This is a genomic window from Streptomyces sp. NBC_01445, assembly GCF_035918235.1.
Lineage (GTDB): Bacteria > Actinomycetota > Actinomycetes > Streptomycetales > Streptomycetaceae > Streptomyces.
Genome location: NZ_CP109485.1, coordinates 7,948,628 through 7,972,115, shown reverse-complemented (window position 1 = coordinate 7,972,115; position 23,488 = coordinate 7,948,628). Strand labels below are relative to the sequence as shown.

The window sequence follows — 23,488 nt, the reverse complement described above, 5'->3', positions numbered from 1 at the left end:
GGGTCGGGCTCAGAGCGGTACGCGCAGTGCCCCGTCGATGAGTTCGGCGGCCTCGGCCGTGCCGGCGCAGCCGTTGCGCACCAGGTGTTCGCGTACCGCCCGGAGTCTGTCGCGCAGCCGCTGCGACTCCATTCCCCGTGCCTGTTCCGCCATCTCCACGGCGATCGCGACGGCCTTCTCGGCATTGCCCTGTCTCAGCTCGATCTGGCTGAGCATGGCGAGGCGGTGCACGCGTCCCCGGTCGTGGGCGGGGTTGTGCACGGCCGCCGCCGCGTGCTCGCGCGCCGAGGTGAGGTCGCCGAGGCTCAACAGGGCCTCCGCCACCTGCACGTTGACGAGTCCGGGCTGGACATAGCCCGTCTCGTCCGGTTCGTGGCCGCGCCGGATGCGGTCGGCGGCCGACTCGGCACGCCGGATGCAGGACAGGGCACTGGTGCCGTCGCCGAGGTGCGCGTACGCCTTGGCCTGCATCGCGTACAGATCCGATGCGAGCGCGGGCGTGATGTGCCGTCCAGCGGCCCGCAGCGCGGCCTCCGCGAAGGCCACGGACTGCCGGTACTGCCGCATGTGGAGCGACTGGTTGACCAGGAGGGCGATGACATAGGCGCCGAGCCCGCGGTCACCGCTCGCCTTGGCGAGGCGCAGCGCCTGGTGGAAGTAGCGCTGGGCGAGGCCGTGCGCGTCTGAGTCGTAGGCGCAGATGCCCGCGATCGCGACCAGGCCGCCGGTGGCGCGGTGCAGTTGGCGACCCGTCTCGTCGGTGTAGCTGCCGCGCAGCAGGGGCGCCGCCTCCGTGTTGAGGAAGCCGACGATGCGGGTGCGCGTCGCGATGCCGCCGGCCTTGCGGTACATCTGCTCGTAGTGCGTGCGGGCCGAGCGCATCATCTCCAGGTCGGCGGCGCTGACCCGGTGACGTCCACCGCGTGACACATCGGTGTCCTCGGGCGGGTTCTCCCACTCCCATACGGGCATCACGGCCGGGGTCCCGGTGACGGCGGGGGCGCCCAGTATGTGGGGCCGCTGCTGTTCGTCCGAGCGCCACAGGGCGGTGGCCCGCTCGACGAATCCGGACAGGCTCTGGCCGTGCGGGGTGGCCGGTTCGCCGGGCACGCCCAGGCCGATGTCGTCGAGGGTGACGGGGCGGTGCAGGCGGGCGGCGAGGACCTCGCAGATGAGGTCGGACACCTGGCCCCGTGGCCGCTGTCCCTTCAACCACCGCGCGACGGCGGTGTGTTCGTAGCGCAGGGCGAGTCCTCTGGCACGGCCCGCCTGGTTCACGTGTGCGGCGAGGCCCGCATGGGAGATCCCGGCCTCGTCGAGGATCGCGTCGAGCAAGGTGTTGGGCTGCATGGAGGCCCTCCGGTGGCTCGGTGCCGTCAGCCTAGTGGAGCGGGCTTCACACGGGGTGTGAACGGAGTGCCCGAATCCGGGTGTTGCGCACTCTTTTGTGGCGTGATGCAACTCGATTGACTGAACTGCCTCGCAAGAGGCCGGCCGGGCCGCCGGCTCCCCCTCGTACAGTGCGGCGGCCCGTTTCGCGCCGTCCGACCGGCTGCCTGCCCGACACCCCGCGGCCGGCGGACGGCGCGCCCCGGGGAGCGGGCGCCCCCGGGATCAGGTCACTCGGTGGCACCGTTCACTGGGCAGCACTGTGGACGCGGGGCTCCCCCTGCTGCAAGGGGACTCGCTTGCGGTCGTTGCGCAGGACGAGGAGCGCGGCGTCGTCGGCCGGCAACCCGCCCGTGTGGCGCAAGAGTTGGGTGTACACGGTACGGATGACGGCCTTGGGCACGACCGGCTGGACGCGCACGGCCTCGGCGAGCGCGGCGGGCAGCGGGAAGAACCGGCCGCGGGCGTCCCGCGCATCCTCGAGCCCGTCGGTGTGGAGCAGCAGCCCCTCCCCGGGAAGAAGGTGCCCGCACGCCACGACGGGCAGCTCGGCCGGGAGCGGGAACGGGCCGAGCGGCGGCAGGGGCTCACCGCCCACGACCAGCTCCGCGTAGCCACGCGGGACAGCCGCGGGACCCACATGGCTGCGCAGCAGATACGGCCACGGGTGCCCGCAGTTGAGCGCCAGCACCTCCCCGTCCTGCCTGATCTCCAGGAGCAGCACGGTGACGAACTCCTCCGCGACCGGACTGACGGGGTCGGCGCCGCCGGCCGCGGGGTGCTCGTCCCGTGACCGTTCGCGCAGATGCCGGGCCATGGCACGCTCAAGTCGCCTCAGTACGCAGGTCAGTTCGGCCTCGTCGTGCGCCGCCTCGCGGAAGCTGCCGAGGACGGCGGCGACGGTCGCGAGGGCGTCGAGGCCGTGCCCGCGGACGTCCCCCATGACGACCCGCACGCCGTGGTCGGTGGCGATGACCTCGTAGAGGTCCCCGCCCACGGTGGCGCCCCGGTCGGCCGAGAGCTGTCCCGCCGCGATGGCCAGTCCGTCGATGCGGGGCGGCAGCGGGCGCAGCAGCACGTTCTGTGCGGCCCCCGCGATCCTGCGCAGCTGCCGCAGTTCGCGCTGGAGGCCGCGCCGCACATGGAGGATCAGACCCGTGCCGACGGCGAAGAACACGGCGCTCGACGCGATGCGCGCCCCGAGTCCGGTCTGCTGCGCGAGCGGGCAGGCCAGCTTGAAGGTGATCGCCACGGCGCCCCAGGCCGTGGGCAGCACCAGATCGAGCGCGCGGCGGACGCGAAGGGAGCGGGAGCGGGCGAGCCGGGATCTGAAGAAGGTGCGGGGTGGTCGGGAGGGCGTCCTCGGATGGTTACGGATCATGCCGACGGCCTCCCTAAGGCCCTGTTCAGCGCGGTCGGCCCTGCGGCCGCAATGATTCTGTCGACCGCCTGCCCCGATCGGACCGGATCACCGCCACTTCTCACCCGAACGAGTGAGGGACACCTCCGGTGGTCCGGAGGTGCCCCTCACTGCGTCTCACTCTGCCGGGATCAGGCCCCGCGCAGCACCGCCCCGGTGCGCTCGGCGGCCAGCGCCACCGCCGCGTCGCGGGCCGCGGAGGCCTCGTCGACGGTCAGCGTGCGGTCGCCGGCACGGAAGCGCAGCGCGTAGGCGAGGGACTTGCGGCCCTCACCGAGCTGCTCGCCCGTGAACACGTCGAACAGGCGGAGGGACTCGAGGAGTTCGCCCGCCCCCTCGCGCAGCGCCTGCTCCACGTCGGCGGCCGGCACGGAGGCGTCGACGACGAGCGCGACGTCCTGCGTGGCCACGGGGAACGTGGAGATCCGCGGCGCCTGGAGCGCTCCGGTGCCGGCCCGCTCGATGCGGTCGAGGTCGACCTCCATGGCGCAGCTGCGCTCAGGGAGGTGCAGCGCCTTGATGACGCGCGGGTGCAGCTCACCGGCGTGGCCGACGAGGGTCTCCGCGCCGTCCACCACGGCGAACAGCGCGGCGCACCGGCCCGGGTGCCAGGGCGCGTGCTGGTCGCCGCGCACGATCAGCTCGACACCGGCCTCGCGGGCGATGGTGCGGGCCGCCTCGACGGCGTCCGCCCAGTCGGCCGGGCGGCCGTTGCCCCACCAGCCGGCCTGCTCGCGGGCGCCCGTCAGGACGACCGCGGCGTGGCGGGGCTGACGCGGCAGCGCGGCGTCGAGGCTCGCGATCTCCTCGTCGGTGGGACGCCGGTCGATCGGCAGCCGTACGGCCTGCGGCTCGTCACCGGTCGGCCGGAAGACGAGACCGGTCTCGAACAGCGCCAGGTCGTGCGAGCCACGGCCGTCGTTGCGGCGCAGCGCCTCCAGGAGGCCCGGCAGCAACGTCGTACGGAGCGCGGGCTCCTCGTCGGAGAGCGGGTTGACCAGCTTGACCGTGGTGCGGCGCGGGTCGTCCTGCTCGATGCCGAGCTTGCCGAGCGTCTCGTCGCTGATGAACGGGTAGTTCAGCGCCTCGACGTAACCGGCACCGGCCAGGGCGCGGCCGGCGCGGCGGTGCAGGCGCTGGCGCTCGGTGAGGCCGCGGCCCGCCGGGGGCCTCGGCAGCGTCGAGGGCAGGTTCTCGTAGCCCTCGAGCCGGATGACCTCTTCGGCCAGGTCGTTCGGCTCCCTCAGGTCGGGACGCCACGACGGCACGGTGACCGTCAGGTTGTCCTGGCCGTAGACGTCGCAGCCGACCTGCTGCAGGCGGCGCACGACGGTCTCGCGGCCGTACGTGACACCTGCGACCTTGTCGGGGTGGTCCGCCGGGAGCGTGATGGTGTGCGGCCCGGAGGGCGCGATGACCTCGGTGACGCCGGGGTCGGCGGTGCCGCCCGCGAGCAGCACGAGCAGGTCCACGGTGCGCTGGGCCGCGGCGGACGCGGCTTCCGGGTCGACGCCGCGCTCGAAGCGCTTGGACGCCTCGGAGGACAGCTTGTGGCGGCGCGCGGTGCGGGCGATCGAGACGGGGTCGAAGTGCGCAGCCTCGATGACGACGTCGGTGGTGCCGGCGTCGGCGGCGTGGTCGGCGATCTCGGTGTTGGCGCCGCCCATGACGCCCGCGAGGCCGATGGGACCGCGGTCGTCGGTGATCACCAGGTCCTCGGCGTCGAGCACGCGCTTGGCGCCGTCGAGGGTGGTGAACTTCTCGCCCTGCTCGGCCCGGCGGACGCCGATCGTGCCCTGGACGAGGGAGCGGTCGTAGGCGTGCAGGGGCTGGCCGAGCTCCAGCATCACGTAGTTGGTGATGTCGACGGCGAGCGAGATCGGGCGCATGCCCGCCTTCTGCAGCCGGCGCTGGAGCCAGATCGGGGAGCGGGCCTCGGGGTTGAGACCGGTGACGGTGCGCGCGGTGAAGCGGTCGCAGCCGGCCGGCTCGGAGATCTGGACCGGGTAGCCGTTCGCGTTCGGCGCGGGCACGTCGAGGAGCGCCGGGTCGCGCAGCGGCAGGCCGTACGCGATGGCGGCCTCGCGGGCGACGCCGCGCAGGGACAGGCAGTCGCCGCGGTTGGCGGTGACGGCGATGTCGAGGACCTCGTCGACGAGCTGGAGGAGCTCGATCGCGTCGGTGCCGACCTCGTGCTCGGGCGGCAGGACGATGATGCCGCCGGAGCCGTCGTCGCCCATGCCCAGCTCGTCGCCGGAGCAGATCATGCCGTGCGACGTCCTGCCGTACGTCTTGCGCGCGGCGATCGCGAAGTCGCCGGGCAGCACGGCGCCCGGCAGGACCACGACGACCTTGTCGCCGACGGCGAAGTTACGGGCGCCGCAGACGATCTCCTGCGGCTCGCCGGTGCCATTGGCCTGGCCGACGTCGACGGTGCAGAAGCGGATGGGCTTCTTGAAGCCCTCCAGCTCCTCGATGGTCAGGACCTGACCGACGACGAGGGGGCCCTTGAGGCCGGCGCCGAGCTGCTCGACGGTCTCGACCTCGAGGCCGGTGGCGACGAGCTTCTCCTGCAGGTCACGGCCTGTCTCGGTGGCGGGGAGATCGACGTACTCCCGCAGCCAGGAAAGCGGGATACGCATCAGATCTCCATCCCGAACGGCCGGGTGAACCGGATGTCACCCTCGACCATGTCTCGCATGTCTTCGACGTTGTGGCGGAACATCAGCATCCGCTCGATGCCGAACCCGAAGGCGAATCCGCTGTACTTCTCGGGGTCGATGCCCGCCGCGGTCAGCACCTTGGGGTTGACCATGCCGCAGCCGCCGAGCTCGATCCAGCCCTCGGAGGAGCAGGTGCGGCACGGGCGGTCCGGGTTGCCGACGGACTCGCCGCGGCACACGTAGCAGACCATGTCCATCTCGGCGGACGGCTCGGTGAACGGGAAGAAGTTCGGCCGCAGGCGGGTCGTCATGCCCTCACCGAAGAGCGCCTGGACCATGTGGTCGAGGGTGCCCTTGAGGTCCGACATCGTCAGGCCCTCGTCGACGGCGAGCAGCTCGACCTGCATGAACACCGGGGTGTGCGTGGCGTCCAGCTCGTCGGAGCGGTAGACGCGGCCCGGGCAGATCACGTAGACCGGCGGCTCGCGGTCGAGCATGGACCGGATCTGCACGGGGGACGTGTGGGTGCGCAGGACGACGTTCGACTCGGTCTCGCGGCCCTTGGGCCCCTCGACGAAGAACGTGTCCTGCATCCCGCGCGCGGGGTGGTCGGGGCCGATGTTCAGGGCGTCGAAGTTGAACCACTCCGCCTCGACCTCGGGGCCCTCGGCGACCTCGTAGCCCATGGCCACGAAGACGTCCTCGATGCGCTCCGAGAGCGTGGTCAGGGGGTGACGGGCGCCGGCCGGGGTCCGGTCGTAGGGCAGCGTGACGTCCACGGCCTCCTCGACCAGGACGCGCGCGTCGCGCTCGGCCTCGAGCTCCGTCTGGCGGGCGGCGAGCGCCTTGCTGACGGCGCCGCGGGCCATGCCGACGCGCTTGCCGGCCTCGGCCTTGGCCTGCGGGGGCAGGGCGCCGATCTCGCGGTTGGCGAGCGACAGGGGCGAGGTGCCGCCGGTGTGGGCGACCTTGGCCTCCTGGAGCGCGCCGAGGGAGTCCGCGGCCGCGAAGGCGGCGAGCGCCTCGTCCCGCATGCGCTCGATCTCTTCCGGTTTCAAGGCCTCGACCTCAACAGGGTCGTACGACTTATTCGGTGCCGACATCTCTTCCCGTGCTTCCGGTTGGTTTGGCGGATGGTCCCCGTCCACGACTCGGAGACGATTCGTCTCAGGATTGGGACGCAAAGTGCCAAAGACCGAGTCTAACGGGGGTGGGGTGTGCCGATGCGCCCGTGGGGGCCCGCTCAGGCTCCCACCCGTCGCCCGCCACCGCCCTATTCGACGCTGCGCGGCTGTTTAGGTCAGATACGCCGGGGCCCCCACGGGCAACATAAATCGGAACTGGGCGCCGCCGCCGGGCCCGCGGCCGACCGTGATCGTTCCGCCGTGCGCCTCGACGATGCCCTTGACGATGTACAGGCCGAGTCCGGTGCCGCCGCGCTTGCTGCCCCGCCAGAAGCGGGTGAATACGCGGTTCATGGACTCCTCCGGGATGCCGGGCCCCTCGTCGCTCACGGTGACCGACGTGCCGGCGCACTCCCGCTCGCGGGGTGATGCCGAGGGCATGACGTCGATGGTGACCGTTCCCTCGCCGTGGCGCACGGCATTTTCCAGGAGGTTGCTGAGCACCTGGTCGATCTTGTCCGGGTCGGCCCAGAGGTCGGGCAGCGGCTGTTCCACCCGGACGAGGAAGCGGTCGGCCGGCTGTCCTGAGGCGACGTGGGCCTGGATGTGGCGGCCCACGGCGGCGCCGATGTCGACGGGCTGCCGGCGCACTTCGAGGCGGCCGGAGTCGATGCGGGAGATGTCGAGGAGCTCGGCGATGAGCCGTGTGACGCGGTTCGCGTCGGCGTCGACGGTCTCCAGCATCAGTTTCTTCTGGTCGTCGGTGAACCGCTCCCACTTCGCGAGCAAGGTCGCGGTGAAGCCCTTCACCGAGGTGAGGGGCGAGCGCAGCTCGTGGGCGACGGTCGCGATCAGCTCGGCGTGGCTGCGCTCGGTGCGGCGGCGGGCCTCGGTGTCACGGATGGAGACGACGACGCGGCGGACGGGACCGGTGGGCGCGGTGCGTACGTACCGCGCCGAGACGAGGACCTCCCGCCCGCCGGGGAGCAGCAGATTGCGCTCGGGCTGGGCGAAGCGGATGGCCAGGCCGCCGTACGGGTCGGTCAGCTGCCACCATCGGCGGCCTTCGAGGTCCTCTAAGGGGAGCGCGCGCTCCAGCGGGTGGCCGAGGGCGTCGGCGGCGGGAACGGCCGTGATCCGGACGGCCGCGGCGTTGAAGCAGATGACATGCCCGGTCTCGTCGGCGACGACGAGACCGTCGGGCAGGTCGTCGGGGTGGAGGCCGCTGTCGGCGAGGGTGGCGAGGTCGTCGGGGCCGCATCGGGGCGCGGGCGGGCGCAGGGTGTCCCGTGCCCCCGGTGCTCTGCTCGTGCCGACGCTCATATCCCCGTATCCCGCCTCTCGGAAGGGCGCTGTGGCCTCCGAGCTCGCCACACTACTAGCTGGGGGTGACGGAGCGGCACCCTCCCGGGGCTCGCTGTGCACGCGCGGAGGCGTACAGGCAGACGGCGGCGGCCGTGGCGAGGTTCAGGCTCTCGGCCCTGCCGTGGATCGGGACCCGTACGACGGCGTCGGCGAGTTCGCGGGTCTCCTCGGGGAGCCCCCAGGCCTCGTTGCCGAAGATCCAGGCGGTGCGGGTGCCCATGGTGCCGCGGTCGAGTTCGGTGTCGAGGTCGTCCTCCCCCGCGCCGTCGGCGGCGAGGATGCGTACGCCCGCGTCCTTGAGCCCCTGTACGGCTCGCTCCACGGGTACGCCGACGGCGACCGGCAGATGGAACAGCGAGCCGACGGACGCCCGCACGGACTTGGGGTTGTACAGGTCGACGGACGCGTCGGTCAGGACCACGGCGTCGGCGCCCGCGGCGTCGGCACAGCGCAGCACGGTGCCGGCGTTGCCGGGGTCGCGGACGTTGGCGAGGACAGCGACGAGCTTGGGGCGGGCGGCGAGGACGTCCTCGAACGGGGTGTCCAGGAAGCGGCAGACACCGACGAGGCCCTGCGGGGTGACGGTCGTCGAGATGTCGGCGATGACGTCCTCGTCGGCGAGGTGCAGCCGGGCGCCGGCGTCGCGCGCCTCCGCGACGATGTCGGCGTAGCGCTCGGCGGCGTCGAGGGTCGCGAACAGCTCGACGAGGGTGTCCGCGTGCCCGGCGGCCTCCCGCACGGCCTGTGGCCCCTCGGCCAGGAACAGCCGCTCCTTGCCCCGGAAGTTCCGCTTGGCAAGCCGCCGCGCGGCACTGACGCGGGGCGACTTGGGGGAGATCAACTCGGGGGCGGCGGCCATTGACTCACTTTCGGGTACGGCCCCAAAGGGGCGCGGGGCTGTGACATGTGCGGATCCGCCGCGTGGGCGCGGTCAGCCCCCACGGCCCGCAGCCGACGACGCAATCGGACCCGCAAGCCAACGGCTTGCGGGTCCGATCAAATCCGGCTCAGCGAAGTGCAACGCTTAGGCGGCAGCCTTGGGCGCGTTCACGTCGGCCGGAAGGGCCTTCTGCGCAACCTCGACGAGCGCGGCGAACGCGTTCGGGTCGTTGACGGCCAGCTCGGCGAGGATCTTGCGGTCCACCTCGATGTTGGCGGCGTTCAGACCCTGGATGAGGCGGTTGTACGTCATGCCGTTCTCGCGGGCAGCGGCGTTGATGCGCTGGATCCACAGACGGCGGAAGTCGCCCTTGCGCTTCTTGCGGTCGTTGTAGTTGTAGACCAGGGAGTGAGTGACCTGCTCCTTGGCCTTGCGGTACAGGCGCGAGCGCTGACCGCGGTAACCCTTGGCGGCCTCGAGGACTGCCCTGCGCTTCTTGTGGGCGTTCACTGCCCGCTTGACGCGTGCCACTTGTTAACTCCTTGTAGCGGGGCCGTGGTTGGACTCACACGACCCGAAAACGAATTGGTCCCGGTCTGAACTCCGGCGCGCTGCTGCGCGCCCGAACTCACTTGCCGAGAAGCTTCTTGATCTTCTTGGCGTCGCCCGGGGCCAGCTCGACCGTGCCGGTGAGGCGGCGCGTCACGCGGGACGACTTGTGCTCGAGCAGGTGGCGCTTGCCGGCGCGCTCACGGAGCACCTTGCCGGAGCCGGTGATCTTGAAGCGCTTGCTGGCACCGCTGTGCGTCTTGTTCTTCGGCATAGCGCCGTTCTCTCCTCGTCAGTGGCGTTCCCTGCCGGTCCGGGGCGCGGACCGGCATACGGAACGTCCAGATGTATCGGTTGGCATCCGGTCCGTACGGGCTGTACGTGGCCGGATCAGGCCTCGGCGGAAGCCTCGGCCGTGGGCTCTGCAGCAGGGGCCTCGTCGGACGCCTCGGCCGGGGCCTCGGGCTCCGACTCGGCGGCGTCGTCGCTGGCCCGCTGCGTGCGGCCGTGCGTCGGCAGGGCCTTCTGCTCGGCCTTGCGGGCCTCCTGGGCCTCACGAGCCTCGGCCATGGCCTCGGTCTTCTTCTTGTGGGGACCCAGAACCATGATCATGTTGCGGCCGTCCTGCTTCGGGTTCGACTCGATGAACCCGAGGTCCTCGACGTCCGAAGCGAGACGCTGCAGCAGTCGGTAGCCGAGTTCCGGCCTGGACTGCTCGCGACCACGGAACATGATCGTGATCTTGACCTTGTCGCCCTGCTTGAGGAACCGGACGACATGACCCTTCTTGGTGTCATAGTCGTGCGGGTCGATCTTCGGCCGGAGCTTCATCTCCTTGATGACCGTGTGCGCCTGGTTCTTGCGCGCCTCACGGGCCTTCATGGCCGACTCGTACTTGAACTTCCCGTAGTCCATGAGCTTGCAGACAGGCGGACGGGCTGTCGCCGCCACCTCGACGAGGTCGAGGTCGTACTCCTGAGCAAGCTCAAGGGCCTTGGCAAGCGGAACAATCCCGACCTGCTCGCCGCTGGGACCGACAAGTCGCACTTCGGGAACGCGAATCCGGTCGTTGATGCGGGGCTCGGCGCTGATGGATCCTCCTCGGTAGCACCACACGACGGTCTGGCGGACCGCCGCGTAACGTCTGTTTTCAGTAGTACCAACCGCACCGAAACACAAAAAATGCCCCGGACGGTACACAGGCGGGGCTCCAAGGACTACCGGAGCACCGCCACGGGTAACCGTGGGGCGCACATCGGACGGCTCCATCGTCCGTACGGAACGATGGGGGCCGTCTGACCGGTGACCCGCCGCCCCTGAGGAGCGGCCAGGTGGGAGATCGGAGCCTCCACTTGTGGGCCGGTCACTCAAGCCAGTGGCATGCGTGTCCGGCCGGTCGTTACACAAGGTTAGCAGCTCCCGGGGGGTGGGCCCAACCGAGTGCGCGGGCGGCATATCGTGGGGCACATGAATGACGCCACCCCCGCCGCCGAAAACACTGACTACGACGCCCTGACCCGGGACATCGCCGAGGTCCCCGCCGTCGAGGTGATCGTGACGGTCGCGGTCAACCTGATGAGCGCCGCCGCGGTGAAGCTCGGCCTCACCGAGGAGGGCGACGCCCACAAGGACCTCGACGAGGCCCGCAAGCTCGTGCACGCCCTCGCCGGTCTGCTCGACGCGAGCACGACCGAGATCAGCTCGTTCCACGCGGCGCCGCTGCGCGACGGTCTGAAGTCGCTGCAGCTGGCGTTCCGCGAGGCGTCCTTCGTGCCGGACGAGCCGGGCCAGGGCCCCGGCGAGAAGTACACGGGCCCGGTCTACGGCTGATCGTTCCGGTAGTTCACGCGCGTACGTAGAAGGGCTCGCCGGGTGGCGTGGTCTCGGTCGGCAGGAGTGCCAGGTCGAGGCCCCGTACCAGGCGGGCCCTCAGTGTTTCGTCGGCGGCGATGCGCGCGGCGACGGCGCGGGCCGTCTCGGCGGGGGCGGCCGACGGGTCGAGGACGAGCGCGAGGATGCCGTCGGCGCTGCCCGGGCCCAGGTGGGCGCGGAGCACGCCGGGCTCGGCGGCGACGGCGGCGCGGATCGCCTCCGTGACGGCCGGGTCGGCGAGGGGCTCGGCGCTGGTGCGGCCCTCGTTCGCGGCGCGCAGGACAGCGCCGCTGAGCTCGTAGGCGACCGGGCCCGCAAGGTCGATGACGATGGTGTCAGCCTGCTCGTGCGCGGCGGCCTGGAGCGCCTGGTGCAGGGGTACGGCGACGGGGCGGGCCTCGGGGTCCCACAGGGCGAGGGCCGCGGTGGAGGTGAACGCAGGCAGGGCCTTGCGGTCGCCGGCCTTGAGGGTGGGCACGGCCATGTCGCTGGTCTTCTCGCGGCGCAGCCCGTTCTCGTCCTCCTCGACTTCGCCGAGCACGGCGACGACGGGGACGAGGAGCCGTGCTTCCTTGAGCGCCTCGAGGACCGGGCCGTGCGCAGTGCGGTCCTCGGCCCACGCGGCGAGGGCCGCGCTCAGGCGCGGGTCCGCGGAGCCGTCGTCGTCGGAGAAGCCGGGGTCGGGAATGTTCTTGTTCGCCACGTTCACCGACCCTACCGACCGGGCGGCGCGATCTTCTCAGCGGACCCTGAGCCGGGTCTCACGGTGCGCACAGGACGGGCGCCGAGCATCCGGGCATGGACCGGAACGGACTCGCGGCGTGCGCCGCCCTTCTCGCGGGAACCCTCGTGGGGACCCTCATAGGCTGCTCGCCGGGCGGGGCGGAGCAGCCGGTTCCGGTCGCCGCCACGGCGTCGGCGTCCGCACCCGTATCCGACGAGGAGGTATCCGTGGACCGTGACGACGCGCTCGCGAAGGCGCTGAAGCCCCTGCTTCCGGACGGTGACGCGCGGGTCTCGGTGGCGGTCGCCTCGCTCGGCGGGTCGGCGGACGGCGCCGTGTACGACGGCGCGTCCGCGTTCGACACCGCGAGCATCGTCAAGGTCGACATCCTCGCGGCGCTGCTGCTGCGGGCACAGGACGCAGGGCGGGCGCTGACCTCGCAGGAGCGCGCATACGCGACGGCGATGATCGAGAACAGTGACAACGCGTCCGCGACGGCCCTGTGGGACTCGATCGGCGGCGCGGACGGGCTCGACGCGGCGAACCTGACGCTGGGGCTGACCGGGACGAGGGCGGGCCCGGGCGGCGAGTGGGGTCTGACGCAGACGACCGCGGAGGATCAACTGACGTTGCTGCGCGCCGTGTTCAGCACGGAGGGCTCGGGGCTGAGCGAGGTGTCGCGCGCCTACGTCGTCGGGCTGATGGGGCGGACCGCTGCGGACCAGCGGTGGGGTGTGTCCGCGGCCGCCGACTCCGTGTCCGGGTGTGCGCTGAAGAACGGGTGGCTGCCGCGCACCGCGACCGGGCTGTGGGACATCAACAGCGTGGGGCGGGTGACCGTCGGAGGGAAGCCGTACCTGGTCTCGGTGCTCTCCGACGGCAACGCGACCAAGGAGGCGGGGGTGGCGCTCGTGGAGGGGGTCGCGACGGCGGCCGTCTCCGTGCTCACCGGCTGAGGCTCAGAGGACGGCGCGACGCCCGCGCCACAGGTAGACAGCGGCCGCGAGGAGCACGACGCCGAGGCCGCCCGCGACGGGGCCCACCCAGCCGGTGCCCGCTTCGCCGTCGGGGGTGTCGGGTCCCGTGCCGAAGAACTTCTCCGAGTACGTGGTGGAGCGCAGGCCCTCGGGCTTGAGGGAGTCGCCCTTGCGGATCGCGGCGGCCGGGTCGACGAAGCCGAAGCCGAGGGAGTCGTCGCGGCCGCCTGAGGGGGCGTCGCGGGCGGTGTCCTCCAGGAGCTGCTTGATCTGCGCGGGCGTGAGCCCCGGGTGGGCGGCGCGGACCAGCGCGACGGCGCCGGACACGAAGGCCGAGGCGGCGCTGGTGCCCCAGCCCGAGTAGTACGTGCGGTCGGGGTCGGCGATCGCGATGGCGTCGCCGGGGGCGCTGACGGTGGCGTACCAGCGGCGCGTGGAGAAGGGGGCGCGGTGGAGGTAGCGGTCGACGGCGGTGGCCGTGATCACTCCGGGGTACGCCGCCGGGTACGAGATGTGGTCGCCCTTCTTGCCGCCGTTGCCCGCGGAGGCGACGACGACGGAGCCCTTCTTCAGGGCGTACTGGACGGCGGCGTCCTCGGTGGCTTCCGGGTGGGCGGTGGCGGAGTCGTCGCCGAGGGAGAGGTTGATGACGTCGGCGCCGTGGTCGACGGCCCAGCGGATGCCGTCGGCGAGTGCGCTGCCCCGGCTGGAGCGGGCTTCCTTGCGGGCCGGGTCGCCGTCCTCGAGGATCACGCGGACGGGCAGGATCTTCGCCTCGGGCGCGATGCCGAGTACGCCGTCGTCGCCGCCCGGGCCGTGGCCGTGACCGGCGATGATCCCGGCCATGGCGGTGCCGTGCCGGGCCCAGGAGCGGTCCCCCCTCTTGGCGCCGAAGCCGACGAGGTCCTTGATGGGCAGGACGTTGCCCTTGAGGTCGGGGTGGGTGCCGTCCACGCCGGTGTCGAGGACGGCGACGGTGACGCCCTTGCCCTTGGTCGTGCGCCAGGCGTCCTCGGTGTGCATCGCGTCCAGGCCCCACTGCTGGGCGCGGACGGAGTCGGCGTGGGCGGTGGTCGACGGGAGCAGCGCGAGGGCCGCGGCGGCCGTGAGCGCGGTGGCGGCGTTCCGCCAGGCGGCGGCCGTGCGGGTCATGACGGCTCCTCGGTGGCCTTGGCGACGGCGGTGCGCAGGCTTCGTTCGACACGGTCGGCGATGCCCTGCGCCTCGAAGCCGAGGCCGGCCTGCGCGGGGGTCGTGACGCTGCCGGACTTCATGGCCTCGGCGGCGGGCTGCGGGTCGGTGACGGTACGGGCGTCGGCGAAGCCGGAGACGGCGTAGGCGACAACGGGGGCGTCGGTGAGGACGGAGATGGTCCAGGAGGCGCGCTGGGCGTCGCCGAACCCGGCGGCGAGGGTGCCCTTCGCCGCGTACGGGCGGGGCACGAGGTCGGTCCTGCGGTCGAGGCCGTCCTCGGTGAACCGGGTGCGCAGCGCCTTCATGGCCTCCGTGTCCGCCTTGGTGAACAGCAGGCCGACGGTGGTGACATGACTGCGGGTGGCGTCGGTGTAGGTGGCGCGCAGGAGGCGCAGACAGCCGGCGGGCCTGAGCGCCTTCTGCAGCAGCGGGTCGAAGGCGTTCTCGCAGGTGCTGTCCGGGGCGACGGCGATACGGGTCCAGGTGCGGTCGGCGCCGCCGGGTCCCGCTCCGTCGCCCTTGATGACGGGCGGGAACAGCCGGTCGACGGGGACGCTGTGCCAGAGGGTGCCCGCGGCGGCGTACGAGCTCGGTGAGCCGACGCTGCCGGCGCTGTCCCCGGTCAGCCAACTCCCGGTCGCCGCACCGCCGATGAGGCCGAGCCCGAGCACGGCGCAGGCCGCGGCGGCCGCGACGCGGGGCCGTATCCGGGAGCCGATGGGGCGCAGGCGGGTGGTGCTGTCGTCGTACGAGGCCGGGCGCGCGAAGAACACGAAGGGGCGGCCGGCGCCGGGTCCCGGGGTGAGGTCGACGGCCCCGACGGGGCGCCTTCCGACGGGGGGCTCGCCCGGGATGCGCGGGGGCGCGGCGGGGCGGGGGACGGTGGCGTGCGGTTCGCCGGGGGCGCGCGGCGGCGTGGCGGGACGGCGCGGGACCGCTGTCGCGGGGGGTGCGGCGGGGTGGGGCGGGGGCGTGCCGTCGGGGCTCTGCGCTGCGGTGTCCCTGATCGGCCGAAGCCTGGTCGTGGTCTCCGTCGGGCGCTCGGGCGGCAGGGGGCCGGGGTGTGCCGGCCGGTCGGACACGGGGGCCGCGGGCGCGCCCGGCACGGGCGGGGTGTCCGGAAAGCGGGCCGAGGCGGGGGGCGGCGGAGGAGTCTGGTCCGGCGCCGGAGTGTGCGCGGGGCGCGGGGGTATCGACGCGTCCGGGCCGGCCGAGGCATCGGCCAACTCGTCGCGCTGCGTGGGCGGCTGGGAGGGGCGCGGCGGGATCGGCGCGCGGCGCGCTTGCGTGCTCATGCCTCCCCGTTTCCGTCCCGTTCTCGTCCTGCGTCCGCGTCACTCTACGGGCTGACGCGGCCTCGCAGGGACCCCGTATCGCAGGTCAGGACGATCTGCCCGGATCCTCCCCCTACCCCGCGGTAATCGTGTCTGGCAGGCTTCGGTCATGACACCCCGCGCAGCCGACAGGGCCCGCTACGACCGGGCCACCGCTCATCTCGACGCCCCGGTCGCGATCGTCGATCTGGAGGCGTTCGACGCCAACGCGGACGATCTGGTGCGGCGGGCGGGCGGCAAGCCGATCCGCGTCGCGAGCAAGTCGGTGCGCTGTCGCGCGCTGCTCGAACGGGTCCTGGCCAGGAACGGTTTCGCCGGGATCATGTCGTTCACGCTCGCGGAGTCCCTGTGGCTGGCGCGGTCCGGTTTCGAGGATGTGCTGCTCGCGTATCCGTCGGCGGACCGGGCCGGTTTCGCGGAGCTCGCGCACGATCCGAAGCTGGCGGCGGCGGTCACGGTCATGGTCGACGACCCGGCCCAGCTGCGGCTGATCGACGACGCGCGGGACGGCGGGCGCGAGGAGATCAGGGTCTGTCTGGAACTGGACACCTCGTGGCAGGTGCTCGGCGGGCGCGTGCGGGTCGGCGCGCGCCGCTCCCCGCTCCGCTCCCCCGCCCAGGTCGCCGACATGGCACGCGCCGTGGCCCGGCGGCCGGGGTTCCGGCTCGTGGGTGTGATGGCGTACGAGGGTCATGTCGCGGGTGTCGGTGACGCGGTCGCGGGGCGGCCGGTGCGCTCCCGGGCGATCCGGCTGATGCAGGCCGCGGCCCGTAAGGAGCTGACGGTCAGGCGGGCCGAAGTGGTGCGCGCGGTACGGGCGGTGGCGCCCGACCTGGAGTTCGTGAACGGCGGCGGGACGGGCAGTGTGCAGCACACCGCGGCCGAGCCCGCGGTGACCGAGATCGCGGCGGGGTCGGGGCTCTATGTGCCGCGTCTGTTCGACAACTACACGTCGTTCACGGGCCGGCCCGCCGCCCTGTTCGCGCAGCCCGTGGTGCGCAGGCCGGGCGTCGGGGTCGTGACCGTGCTCGGCGGCGGCTACCCGGCGTCGGGCGCCGCGGGAGCCGACCGGCTGCCGGTGCCGTATCTCCCGGAGGGCCTGCGCTACGACCCCCAGGAGGGCCCGGGCGAGGTGCAGACACCGCTGCTCGGGGCGCCCGCCGACGATCTGCTGATCGGCGACAAGGTGTGGTTCCGGCACGCGAAGGCCGGCGAGCTGTGCGAGCGGTTCGACGTGCTGCGCCTGGTGGAGGGCGACACGGTGACGGCGACCGTGCCGACGTACCGCGGTGAGGGCTACACGTTCCTCTGAGGATTCCGGGACGGTTCACGGCGTGACGGTGGGGCCGATGCTGCTGCCCACGCCGCCGTCGGACCCGCTGTCGCCCGCCGCCCTGATGCCCTTGACGATGCGGTCCATGTCGGAGAGCGGTGGCGCGTCCTGGCCGGCGTCGACGGTGATGCGGACGGTCACCAGGGCCTCGGAGCCGGAGCTGGAGGGGAAGACGACGGACTCGACGTAACCGCCGGGCCCCTTCGCGGTCTTCACCTTCCAGCGGACGAGGTAGCCGGCGCGCCCGGCGACCGCGGTCTGGCGGGCGGCGATCTGCTGGTGCGACTCGATGCCGCCGAAGGGCTGCTGGTTGATGCCGTTCTTGTCGTACGAGGCGTCCGCAGCGTCCTTGATGTCCCGTTTGGCAATGACTTCGGGCGAGGTCTCGTCGGTCCCGGTGACAGTGCGGGAGACGACGGTGCCGTGCCGGCACAGGCCCGAGTCGCCGGGGCAGTCGTAGGTGCGCGGGGTGGTGATCAGCATGTCGTCGTCGACGACGTTCTCGGCCTTCTGCCAGCCGTCGAGGACGGGGAGTGTGATGCCGTTGAGCTGGTCGACGGCGGTGGACGCGTCCTCGGTGGGGGTGGGCTCGGCGCTGCTCGCCGTGACGGTCGGGTCCGTGGGTGTCGGAGCGCTCGAGGTGGGCGCCGTGCGGGACTTGGGGTCGTCGTCGCCGCGGCCGAGCAGGACGGCGCCGGTGGCGATGGAGGCGACGAGCACGATGCCGGCGGCGGCCAGGGCGATGGTCTTCGCGCCGCGGCCCGGTGCGGCGGGCGGACGCTGCGGGCCCGCGGCGGGGAGCGGGGGCTCGACGGGCGGCCCGAAAGCCTGTGGCGCGGCCGGGGTGTTCGGCGGCTGCCGTCGGTGCTCGGTCCACGCGGCCCCGTCCCACCAGCGCTCGGTGGGCGGGGCCGTGGGGTCCGGATACCAGCCGGGCGGGGGCGTCATGCTCATCCCGGCACTCTAAGTTGTGCGGGGAAGGTCAGTACACCGCGTCCGCCTGGTCCGGCACGACGGAGCCGTCCGGGCGCAGGACCGGGCCGAAGCCGCCCTCGGGCCTGTTGTACGCGGCCGTGGAGCAGGGGTAGCTGCCGGACTTGCGCGGGAGCGGTTCGATGAACATGGGGTTCACGACCCAGCGCCCGTCGGCGTTGTCGTAGGCGCGGCACATCACCTCGTTCTTGTTGCGGTTGAGCACGAGGTGCGCGCCGGTGGCGTCGCCGACGAAGGTGACGTCGGTGTCGGCGTCACCGCCGCCGAGGGCGATGCGCTTGCCCCAACGCTGCTTCTCCCAGGCAGACTTACCCTTGATGTGGAAGATGTCCTGGTTGATCCAGCAGCGCTTGCCGTCGATGTACGGGATGGCCTCGCCCTGGGTGCGTCCGACCCCGCCGCAGCCTTCGTTGTACGTGGTGATGCGGCCCTTGCTGTCCAGGACGGAGCGGATGGCGATGGTGTGGGCGCGGTCGATGCCGACGCCGCCCCGGCCGCGCGACCACACCTCGGTCACGGGCTCGGATCCGGCCGACACGATGTAGACGTCGAACCCGGCCTTCTGCAGTGTGCGGATGAGGTCGCGCTGCTGCTCGTAGTAGCGCACGTAGCCGGGGATGGTGTGCGTGCCGAGGGTCTGGGTCGAGCCGACGGGGGCGGCGAGGGCCTCGCGGCGGGCCTGTGCGGCGTACGACTCCAGTTCGGGGACGGTGTGTCCGGCGAAGAGCTGTGGCACCCAGGCGTACTGGGGCACGGTGCGGCGGTGGTTCCACTCGCCGGCGAACGCGGCGGCGCCGCTCATGGTTCTGCCGGATTCACGGATGTTGAAGATCTCGTCGGTGCAGTCGGTGTCGGTGGACGTCGGCAGGGGTGCGCCGACGGGGACGGCGGTGCCGCAGGCGGCGGTGAGGGCCTTGTCGGCGTCGTCGGTGAGCCACTTGCTGGTCTTCTTCCAGCTCGCGGGCCGAAGGATCTTGTCGTGCTTGAGCGACCAGGCGATCGTCGCGTCGGTGACGTCGTTCTTGGAGACGGTGTTGTCCCAGTCGAACGCGGCGACGGGGCGGGGGCCGTGGTGGCCTTCGCAGGTCCCCCGCTCGTCGATCATGCGCTGGAGCCTGGCCCGGTTCTGCCCGTACCACGGCAGCTTCTCCGAGAGCTGCGGGCAGGCCCGGTCGGTGGTGGGAGCGGACGTGGCGGCGGCCGCAGGAGAGACGAGAGCCGTGGCCACCAGGACGGTGACCACGGCTGAAGTCCACGCGGCAACATCTCTGTTACGCATGCCTGGGGACCGTACACCTATATGACACGTCCCCTACAGAGGCGTGACGTACGCCCCCGAGATGCCGCCGTCGACGAGGAAGTCGGTGGCGTTCACGAACGAGGAGTCGTCGCTCGCGAGGAAGGCCACGGCGGCGGCGATCTCGTCGGCGTCCGCGAAGCGGCCGACCGGGATGTGGACGAGGCGGCGCGCGGCGCGCTCGGGGTCCTTGGCGAACAGCTCCTGGAGGAGCGGGGTGTTGACCGGGCCCGGGCACAGGGCGTTGACCCTGATGCCCTCGCGGGCGAACTGCACGCCGAGCTCGCGGGACATGGCGAGGACGCCGCCCTTGGAGGCCGTGTACGAGATCTGGGAGGTCGCCGCGCCCATGCGCGCCACGAACGAGGCGGTGTTGATGATGGAGCCCTTGCCCTGCTGCCGCATGTAGGGGATGGCGGCCTTGCAGCACAGGAAGACGGAGGTGAGGTTGACCTCCTGGACGCGCTTCCAGGCCTCAAGTCCCGTGTCCAGGATGGAGTCGTCGTCGGGGGGCGAGATCCCGGCGTTGTTGAAGGCGATGTCGACCGAGCCGTAGGTGTCGTACGCGGTCTTGAAGAGGGCCTCGACCTGCTCGGCGTCGGTGACGTCGACCTGGACGAAGGTGCCGCCGACGTCTTCGGCGGCCTTCTTGCCGGCGCTCTCGTCGATGTCGGCGCAGACCACGTTCGCCCCTTCGGAGGCGAGGCGGCGGGCGGTGGCCAGGCCGATGCCGCTGCCGGCTCCGGTGATGACGGCGGTGCGGCCCACGAGGCGGCGGCAAATGTTCTCGGTCATGGTGCTTCAGGCCTCCGTGCTTTCCGTGCTGATGAAGACGTTCTTGGTTTCGGTGAAGGCGGTGAGGGCGTCGGGGCCCAGTTCGCGGCCGACGCCGGACTGCTTGTACCCGCCGAACGGGGTCGAGTAGCGGACGCTCGAGTGGGAGTTGACCGACAGGTTCCCGGCCCGGACCGCTCCGGCGACGCGCAGGGCGCGCCCCACGTCACGGGTCCACAGGGATCCGGAGAGCCCGTACTCGGTGGCGTTGCCGAGCCGGATCGCGTCGGCCTCGTCGTCGAAGGGCAGGACGACGGCGACGGGCCCGAAGACCTCCTCGGCCGCGGCGGGCGCGTCGGGTGCCGTCTCGGTGAGGACGGTCGGCGGGAACCAGAATCCGGCGCCCTCGGGGGCGCTGCCCCGCACGGCGGCCGCTCCCCCGTCGACGTACGAACGGACCCGTTCCAGCTGGGACTTGGAGATGAGCGGGCCCATCTGGGTCTTCTCGTCGGCGGGGTCGCCGACGACGACGGACTCGATCGCGGGCGCGAGCAGGCCGAGGAACCGGTCGTACACGGACCGCTGTACGAGGATGCGGGTGCGGGCGCAGCAGTCCTGGCCGGCGTTGTCGAGGAACGACATGGGGGTCGCGGCGGCGGCCGCCTCGATGTCGGCGTCGGCGAAGACGATGTTCGGGCTCTTGCCGCCGAGTTCGAGGGTCACGCGCTTCACCTGGTCGGCACACTTGGCCATGATCTGTTTGCCGACGCGGGTGGAGCCGGTGAACACGATCTTGGCGATGCCCGGGTGCTCGACGAGGGCGGCTCCCGCCACGTCCCCCGCGCCGGGCAGGACCTGGAAGAGGTACTCGGGAAGCCCTGCTTCCAGGGCGAGTTCGGCGAGGCGGAGCGCGGTGAGCGGGGTCGCCTCGGCGGGCTTGAGGATCACCGCGTTCCCGGCGGCGAGGGCCGGGGCCGTGCCCCACGCGGCGATCGGCATGGGGAAGTTCCAGGGCGCGATGACACCGACGACGCCGAGGGGTTCGAGGATCGTGATGTCGAGACCGCCGGCGACGGGGATCTGCCGGCCGGTGAGGCGCTCCACTCCCCCGGCCGCGTAGTCGAGCAGGTCGCGGACGTTGCCGGCCTCCGAGCGGGCATTGCCGATGGTGTGCCCGGCCTCGCGCACCTCCAGGCGGGCCAGTTCCTCGACGTGCTCGTCGACGACGGCGGCGTAGCGGCGCAGGAGGCGGGCCCGGTCGGCGGGGGCCTCGGCCGCCCAGTCGCGCTGTGCCCGGTGGGCCCGCAGCACCGCGGTGTCGACCTGGTCGCGGGAGGTCGCGTGGATCGTGGCGATGACTTCTTCGGTCGCCGGGTTGAGGATGTCGTGCACGCTAGAGCCTTTCGAACGACCTGCGGAGTTCCCAGTCGGTGACGGCCGCGTCGAACGCCTCCAGCTCGACGCGCGCCATGTTGCGGTAGTGCGCGACGACCTCGTCGCCGAACGCGGCCTTGGCGACGGGGCTGGTCTCCCACAGCTCGGCGGCCTCGCGCAGCGTCGTGGGAACGTGCTCGTACTCGCCGGTGTAGGCGTTTCCGGTGCACTCCTCGGGCAGTTCGAGCTTCTGCTCGATGCCGTACAGGCCGGCGGCCACGAGACCGGCGACCGCGAGGTGCGGGTTGACGTCGCCGCCGGGCAGGCGGTTCTCGAAGCGCATCGAGCGGCCGTGGCCGACGACGCGGAGCGCGCAGGTGCGGTTGTCGTAGCCCCAGGCGGCGGCGGTCGGCGCGAAGGAGCCCGGCTGGAACCGCTTGTACGAGTTGATGTTGGGCGCGTAGAGCAGCGAGAAGTCACGCAGCGCGGCGAGCTGGCCCGCGAGGAAGTGCCGCATCACCGGCGACATCCCGCCGGGGTCGTCCGCGGTCCCCGCCATGACGTTGGTGCCGTCGGCATCCTGGAGCGAGAGGTGGATGTGACAGGAGTTGCCCTCGCGCTCGTTGAACTTGGCCATGAAGGTGAGCGAGACACCCTCCTGGGCCGCGATCTCCTTGGCGCCCGTCTTGTAGATGGCGTGCTGGTCGCAGGTGACGAGGGCCTCGTCGTAGCGGAACACGATCTCGTGCTGGCCCGGGTTGCACTCGCCCTTGGCGGACTCGACGACGAGCCCGGCCGCCGCCATGTCGTTGCGGATGCGGCGCAGGAGCGGCTCGATGCGTCCGGTGCCGAGGACCGAGTAGTCGATGTTGTACTGGTTGGCCGGGGTGAGGTTCTTGTAGCCGGCGTCCCAGGCCTGCTCGTAGGTGTCCTTGAAGACGATGAACTCGAGCTCCGTGCCGACGTGGGCGGTGTAGCCGAGTTCGGCGAGCCGGTCGAGCTGGCGGCGCAGGATCTGCCGGGGCGCGGCCACGACGGGCGAGGCGTCGTTCCACGCGAGGTCCGCGATGAGCATCGCGGTGCCGTCGTTCCAGGGAACGCGGCGCAGGGTGGAGAGGTCGGCGTGCATGGCGAAGTCGCCGTAGCCGCGGTCCCAGGAGGACATCTCGTATCCGTCGACCGTGTTCATCTCGGTGTCGACGGCGAGGAGGTAGTTGCAGCCCTCCGTGCCGTGGGCGAGGACCTCGTCGAGGAAGAAGCGGGCGGCGAACCGCTTGCCCTGCAGCCGCCCTTGCATATCGGGGAAGGCCAGGACGACAGTGTCGATCTCTCCACTCTCGACGAGGGACGTGAGCTCCTCGACGCCGAGCGGGGGTGTGCGGTCTGCCACGGGAAGGCCTCCTTCGGGCTTCTTCGGTCAACCGGAAGCCATAAGGTATTGCGGAGAACCATTGCTTGGGAAGGGGGTACGGCCATATGTCGCACACCGATGACGAGGACCGGCTCACGCCGGTGCTGCGGCCCGTGCGGGCGGGCAACGGATTCGAGGAGGCCCTGGAGCAGATCCTCCAGGTCGTCCGGCTCGGCCTGGTGTCGGGGGGTGAACGCCTACCGTCCGAACGGGAGTTGGCGGACCGGCTCGGGATCAGCAGGGTGACGCTGCGGGAGGTCCTGAAGGTGCTCCAGGACCAGGGCCTGGTCGAGTCGCGGCGCGGGCGCTACGGCGGCACGTTCGTGGTGGCGCGCACGGACGCGCCGGGCGAGGACGAGCTGCGCCGCCGCCTCAAGGGCGTCGACGTCGAGGACGCGCTGCGCTTCCGCGAGGTCCTGGAGGTCGGAGCGGCCGGCCTGTGCGCCGCGCACGGCCTCACCGCCGAACAGACGGAACGGCTGCGCGGCGCCCTCGCGCGCACCCATGACGCACCCCTCGCCGACTACCGCCGCCTCGACACGCTGCTCCATCTCACGATCGCCGAGCTGTGCGGGTCACCCTCGCTCACGGCTCAGTACGCGGCGGTCCGCGCGACGGTGAACGACCTCCTCGACTGCATCCCGCTGTTGGTACGAAACCTGGAGCATTCGCAGCGCCAGCACACGGCCCTGGTGGAGGCGGTGCTCGACGGGGACGCGGACGGGGCACGGGAGATGATGCGCGAGCACTGCGCCGGCACGGCCGCTCTCCTGCGGGGCTTCCTGACCTGAGCCCGTGATTAACCGGCGCGTAAC

General features: G+C 72.0%; 21 protein-coding genes. 4 read left to right on the top strand and 17 right to left on the bottom strand.

Annotated elements, in window-relative coordinates:
* Window positions 1-9: 9 nt before the first annotated feature.
* The 9 genes from OG574_RS36265 to infC all read right to left on the bottom strand — a co-directional run bounded on the left by OG574_RS36265 (window position 10) and on the right by infC (window position 10,506).
* Window positions 10-1,350: a transcriptional regulator gene (locus OG574_RS36265; protein ID WP_326776644.1), complete on the bottom strand. Its 1,341-nt coding sequence runs from the start codon at window positions 1,348-1,350 to the stop codon at window positions 10-12.
* Between the two features lie 286 nt (window positions 1,351-1,636).
* Window positions 1,637-2,770 (bottom strand): PP2C family protein-serine/threonine phosphatase, encoded by a 1,134-nt coding sequence (locus OG574_RS36260; RefSeq protein WP_326776643.1) that lies wholly within the window; start codon window positions 2,768-2,770, stop codon window positions 1,637-1,639.
* 170 nt (window positions 2,771-2,940) lie between these two features.
* The gene (gene pheT, locus OG574_RS36255) at window positions 2,941-5,451 is read right to left on the bottom strand and encodes a phenylalanine--tRNA ligase subunit beta (RefSeq protein ID WP_326776642.1); all 2,511 of its coding nucleotides are present in this window, start codon (window positions 5,449-5,451) and stop codon (window positions 2,941-2,943) included.
* The gene (gene pheS / locus OG574_RS36250; RefSeq protein ID WP_326776641.1) at window positions 5,451-6,575 is read right to left on the bottom strand and encodes a phenylalanine--tRNA ligase subunit alpha; all 1,125 of its coding nucleotides are present in this window, start codon (window positions 6,573-6,575) and stop codon (window positions 5,451-5,453) included. Before pheS ends, pheT begins: the two co-directional genes overlap by 1 nt.
* A gap of 192 nt (window positions 6,576-6,767) precedes the next feature.
* On the bottom strand, window positions 6,768-7,919 hold the full coding sequence (locus OG574_RS36245) for a sensor histidine kinase (protein ID WP_326776640.1): 1,152 nt from the start codon (window positions 7,917-7,919) through the stop codon (window positions 6,768-6,770).
* 55 nt (window positions 7,920-7,974) lie between these two features.
* Window positions 7,975-8,820, bottom strand: coding sequence for a TrmH family RNA methyltransferase (locus OG574_RS36240; protein WP_326776639.1), 846 nt, complete (start codon window positions 8,818-8,820; stop codon window positions 7,975-7,977).
* 165 nt (window positions 8,821-8,985) lie between these two features.
* A complete protein-coding gene (gene rplT / locus OG574_RS36235; protein WP_100597075.1) occupies window positions 8,986-9,372 on the bottom strand; it encodes a 50S ribosomal protein L20 in 387 nt (128 codons plus the stop codon).
* A gap of 97 nt (window positions 9,373-9,469) precedes the next feature.
* A complete protein-coding gene (gene rpmI / locus OG574_RS36230) occupies window positions 9,470-9,664 on the bottom strand; it encodes a 50S ribosomal protein L35 (RefSeq protein ID WP_100597076.1) in 195 nt (64 codons plus the stop codon).
* Between the two features lie 116 nt (window positions 9,665-9,780).
* A complete protein-coding gene (gene infC, locus OG574_RS36225; protein WP_326776638.1) occupies window positions 9,781-10,506 on the bottom strand; it encodes a translation initiation factor IF-3 in 726 nt (241 codons plus the stop codon).
* Window positions 10,507-10,857: 351 nt separating this feature from the next.
* On the opposite strand from infC, the gene OG574_RS36220 reads away from it, so the two are divergent.
* Window positions 10,858-11,220, top strand: coding sequence for a DUF1844 domain-containing protein (locus tag OG574_RS36220; RefSeq protein WP_100597078.1), 363 nt, complete (start codon window positions 10,858-10,860; stop codon window positions 11,218-11,220).
* Between the two features lie 13 nt (window positions 11,221-11,233).
* Here OG574_RS36220 and OG574_RS36215 read toward each other — a convergent pair whose 3' ends face one another.
* Window positions 11,234-11,965, bottom strand: a complete 732-nt coding sequence (locus OG574_RS36215; protein WP_326776637.1) for an SseB family protein — start codon at window positions 11,963-11,965, stop codon at window positions 11,234-11,236.
* A 95-nt stretch (window positions 11,966-12,060) separates the two neighbouring features.
* Between OG574_RS36215 and OG574_RS36210 the strand changes: the two genes are divergently transcribed.
* Complete coding sequence (locus tag OG574_RS36210) at window positions 12,061-12,942, top strand: serine hydrolase (RefSeq protein WP_326776636.1); 882 nt, start codon at window positions 12,061-12,063, stop codon at window positions 12,940-12,942.
* 3 nt (window positions 12,943-12,945) lie between these two features.
* Here the strand turns inward: OG574_RS36210 and mycP are convergent, their stop codons facing one another.
* Window positions 12,946-14,115 (bottom strand): type VII secretion-associated serine protease mycosin, encoded by a 1,170-nt coding sequence (gene mycP / locus OG574_RS36205; protein ID WP_326776635.1) that lies wholly within the window; start codon window positions 14,113-14,115, stop codon window positions 12,946-12,948.
* Window positions 14,112-15,452, bottom strand: a complete 1,341-nt coding sequence (locus OG574_RS36200; protein WP_326776634.1) for a hypothetical protein — start codon at window positions 15,450-15,452, stop codon at window positions 14,112-14,114. The genes mycP and OG574_RS36200 overlap by 4 nt, the downstream gene beginning before the upstream one ends.
* 148 nt (window positions 15,453-15,600) lie before the next feature.
* On the opposite strand from OG574_RS36200, the gene OG574_RS36195 reads away from it, so the two are divergent.
* Window positions 15,601-16,803: an amino acid deaminase/aldolase gene (locus OG574_RS36195; RefSeq protein ID WP_326776633.1), complete on the top strand. Its 1,203-nt coding sequence runs from the start codon at window positions 15,601-15,603 to the stop codon at window positions 16,801-16,803.
* A 15-nt stretch (window positions 16,804-16,818) separates the two neighbouring features.
* On the opposite strand, the gene OG574_RS36190 is transcribed toward OG574_RS36195, so the two are convergent.
* The 5 genes from OG574_RS36190 to OG574_RS36170 are packed head-to-tail and all read right to left on the bottom strand — an operon-like array spanning window position 16,819 to window position 22,652.
* Window positions 16,819-17,778: a DUF2510 domain-containing protein gene (locus tag OG574_RS36190; protein WP_326776632.1), complete on the bottom strand. Its 960-nt coding sequence runs from the start codon at window positions 17,776-17,778 to the stop codon at window positions 16,819-16,821.
* 28 nt (window positions 17,779-17,806) lie between these two features.
* Window positions 17,807-19,096, bottom strand: coding sequence for a haloacid dehalogenase-like hydrolase (locus OG574_RS36185; RefSeq protein ID WP_326776631.1), 1,290 nt, complete (start codon window positions 19,094-19,096; stop codon window positions 17,807-17,809).
* Window positions 19,097-19,129: 33 nt separating this feature from the next.
* Window positions 19,130-19,909: a 3-oxoacyl-ACP reductase gene (locus OG574_RS36180; RefSeq protein WP_100597084.1), complete on the bottom strand. Its 780-nt coding sequence runs from the start codon at window positions 19,907-19,909 to the stop codon at window positions 19,130-19,132.
* A gap of 6 nt (window positions 19,910-19,915) precedes the next feature.
* Complete coding sequence (locus OG574_RS36175) at window positions 19,916-21,280, bottom strand: aldehyde dehydrogenase family protein (protein ID WP_326776630.1); 1,365 nt, start codon at window positions 21,278-21,280, stop codon at window positions 19,916-19,918.
* A 1-nt stretch (window position 21,281) separates the two neighbouring features.
* The gene (locus OG574_RS36170; RefSeq protein ID WP_326776629.1) at window positions 21,282-22,652 is read right to left on the bottom strand and encodes a glutamine synthetase family protein; all 1,371 of its coding nucleotides are present in this window, start codon (window positions 22,650-22,652) and stop codon (window positions 21,282-21,284) included.
* Window positions 22,653-22,738: 86 nt separating this feature from the next.
* Between OG574_RS36170 and OG574_RS36165 the strand changes: the two genes are divergently transcribed.
* Entirely contained in the window at window positions 22,739-23,464 is a 726-nt protein-coding gene (locus tag OG574_RS36165) for a FadR/GntR family transcriptional regulator (protein WP_326776628.1), read from the top strand.
* Window positions 23,465-23,488: the final 24 nt, after the last annotated feature.

Bases quoted from the DNA above. Each gene is read 5' to 3' on its own strand.
- OG574_RS36220 (WP_100597078.1), top strand. From the start codon at position 10,858: ATGAATGACGCCACCCCCGCCGCCGAAAACACTGACTACGACGCCCTG.
- OG574_RS36200 (WP_326776634.1), bottom strand. From the start codon at position 15,452: ATGAGCACGCAAGCGCGCCGCGCGCCGATCCCGCCGCGCCCCTCCCAG.
- OG574_RS36240 (WP_326776639.1), bottom strand. From the start codon at position 8,820: ATGGCCGCCGCCCCCGAGTTGATCTCCCCCAAGTCGCCCCGCGTCAGT.
- OG574_RS36185 (WP_326776631.1), bottom strand. From the start codon at position 19,096: ATGCGTAACAGAGATGTTGCCGCGTGGACTTCAGCCGTGGTCACCGTC.
- rpmI (WP_100597076.1), bottom strand. From the start codon at position 9,664: ATGCCGAAGAACAAGACGCACAGCGGTGCCAGCAAGCGCTTCAAGATC.
- OG574_RS36165 (WP_326776628.1), top strand. From the start codon at position 22,739: ATGTCGCACACCGATGACGAGGACCGGCTCACGCCGGTGCTGCGGCCC.
- OG574_RS36180 (WP_100597084.1), bottom strand. From the start codon at position 19,909: ATGACCGAGAACATTTGCCGCCGCCTCGTGGGCCGCACCGCCGTCATC.
- OG574_RS36245 (WP_326776640.1), bottom strand. From the start codon at position 7,919: ATGAGCGTCGGCACGAGCAGAGCACCGGGGGCACGGGACACCCTGCGC.
- mycP (WP_326776635.1), bottom strand. From the start codon at position 14,115: ATGACCCGCACGGCCGCCGCCTGGCGGAACGCCGCCACCGCGCTCACG.
- OG574_RS36190 (WP_326776632.1), bottom strand. From the start codon at position 17,778: ATGAGCATGACGCCCCCGCCCGGCTGGTATCCGGACCCCACGGCCCCG.
- pheS (WP_326776641.1), bottom strand. From the start codon at position 6,575: ATGTCGGCACCGAATAAGTCGTACGACCCTGTTGAGGTCGAGGCCTTG.
- OG574_RS36260 (WP_326776643.1), bottom strand. From the start codon at position 2,770: ATGATCCGTAACCATCCGAGGACGCCCTCCCGACCACCCCGCACCTTC.
- pheT (WP_326776642.1), bottom strand. From the start codon at position 5,451: ATGCGTATCCCGCTTTCCTGGCTGCGGGAGTACGTCGATCTCCCCGCC.
- OG574_RS36210 (WP_326776636.1), top strand. From the start codon at position 12,061: ATGGACCGGAACGGACTCGCGGCGTGCGCCGCCCTTCTCGCGGGAACC.
- OG574_RS36195 (WP_326776633.1), top strand. From the start codon at position 15,601: ATGACACCCCGCGCAGCCGACAGGGCCCGCTACGACCGGGCCACCGCT.
- OG574_RS36265 (WP_326776644.1), bottom strand. From the start codon at position 1,350: ATGCAGCCCAACACCTTGCTCGACGCGATCCTCGACGAGGCCGGGATC.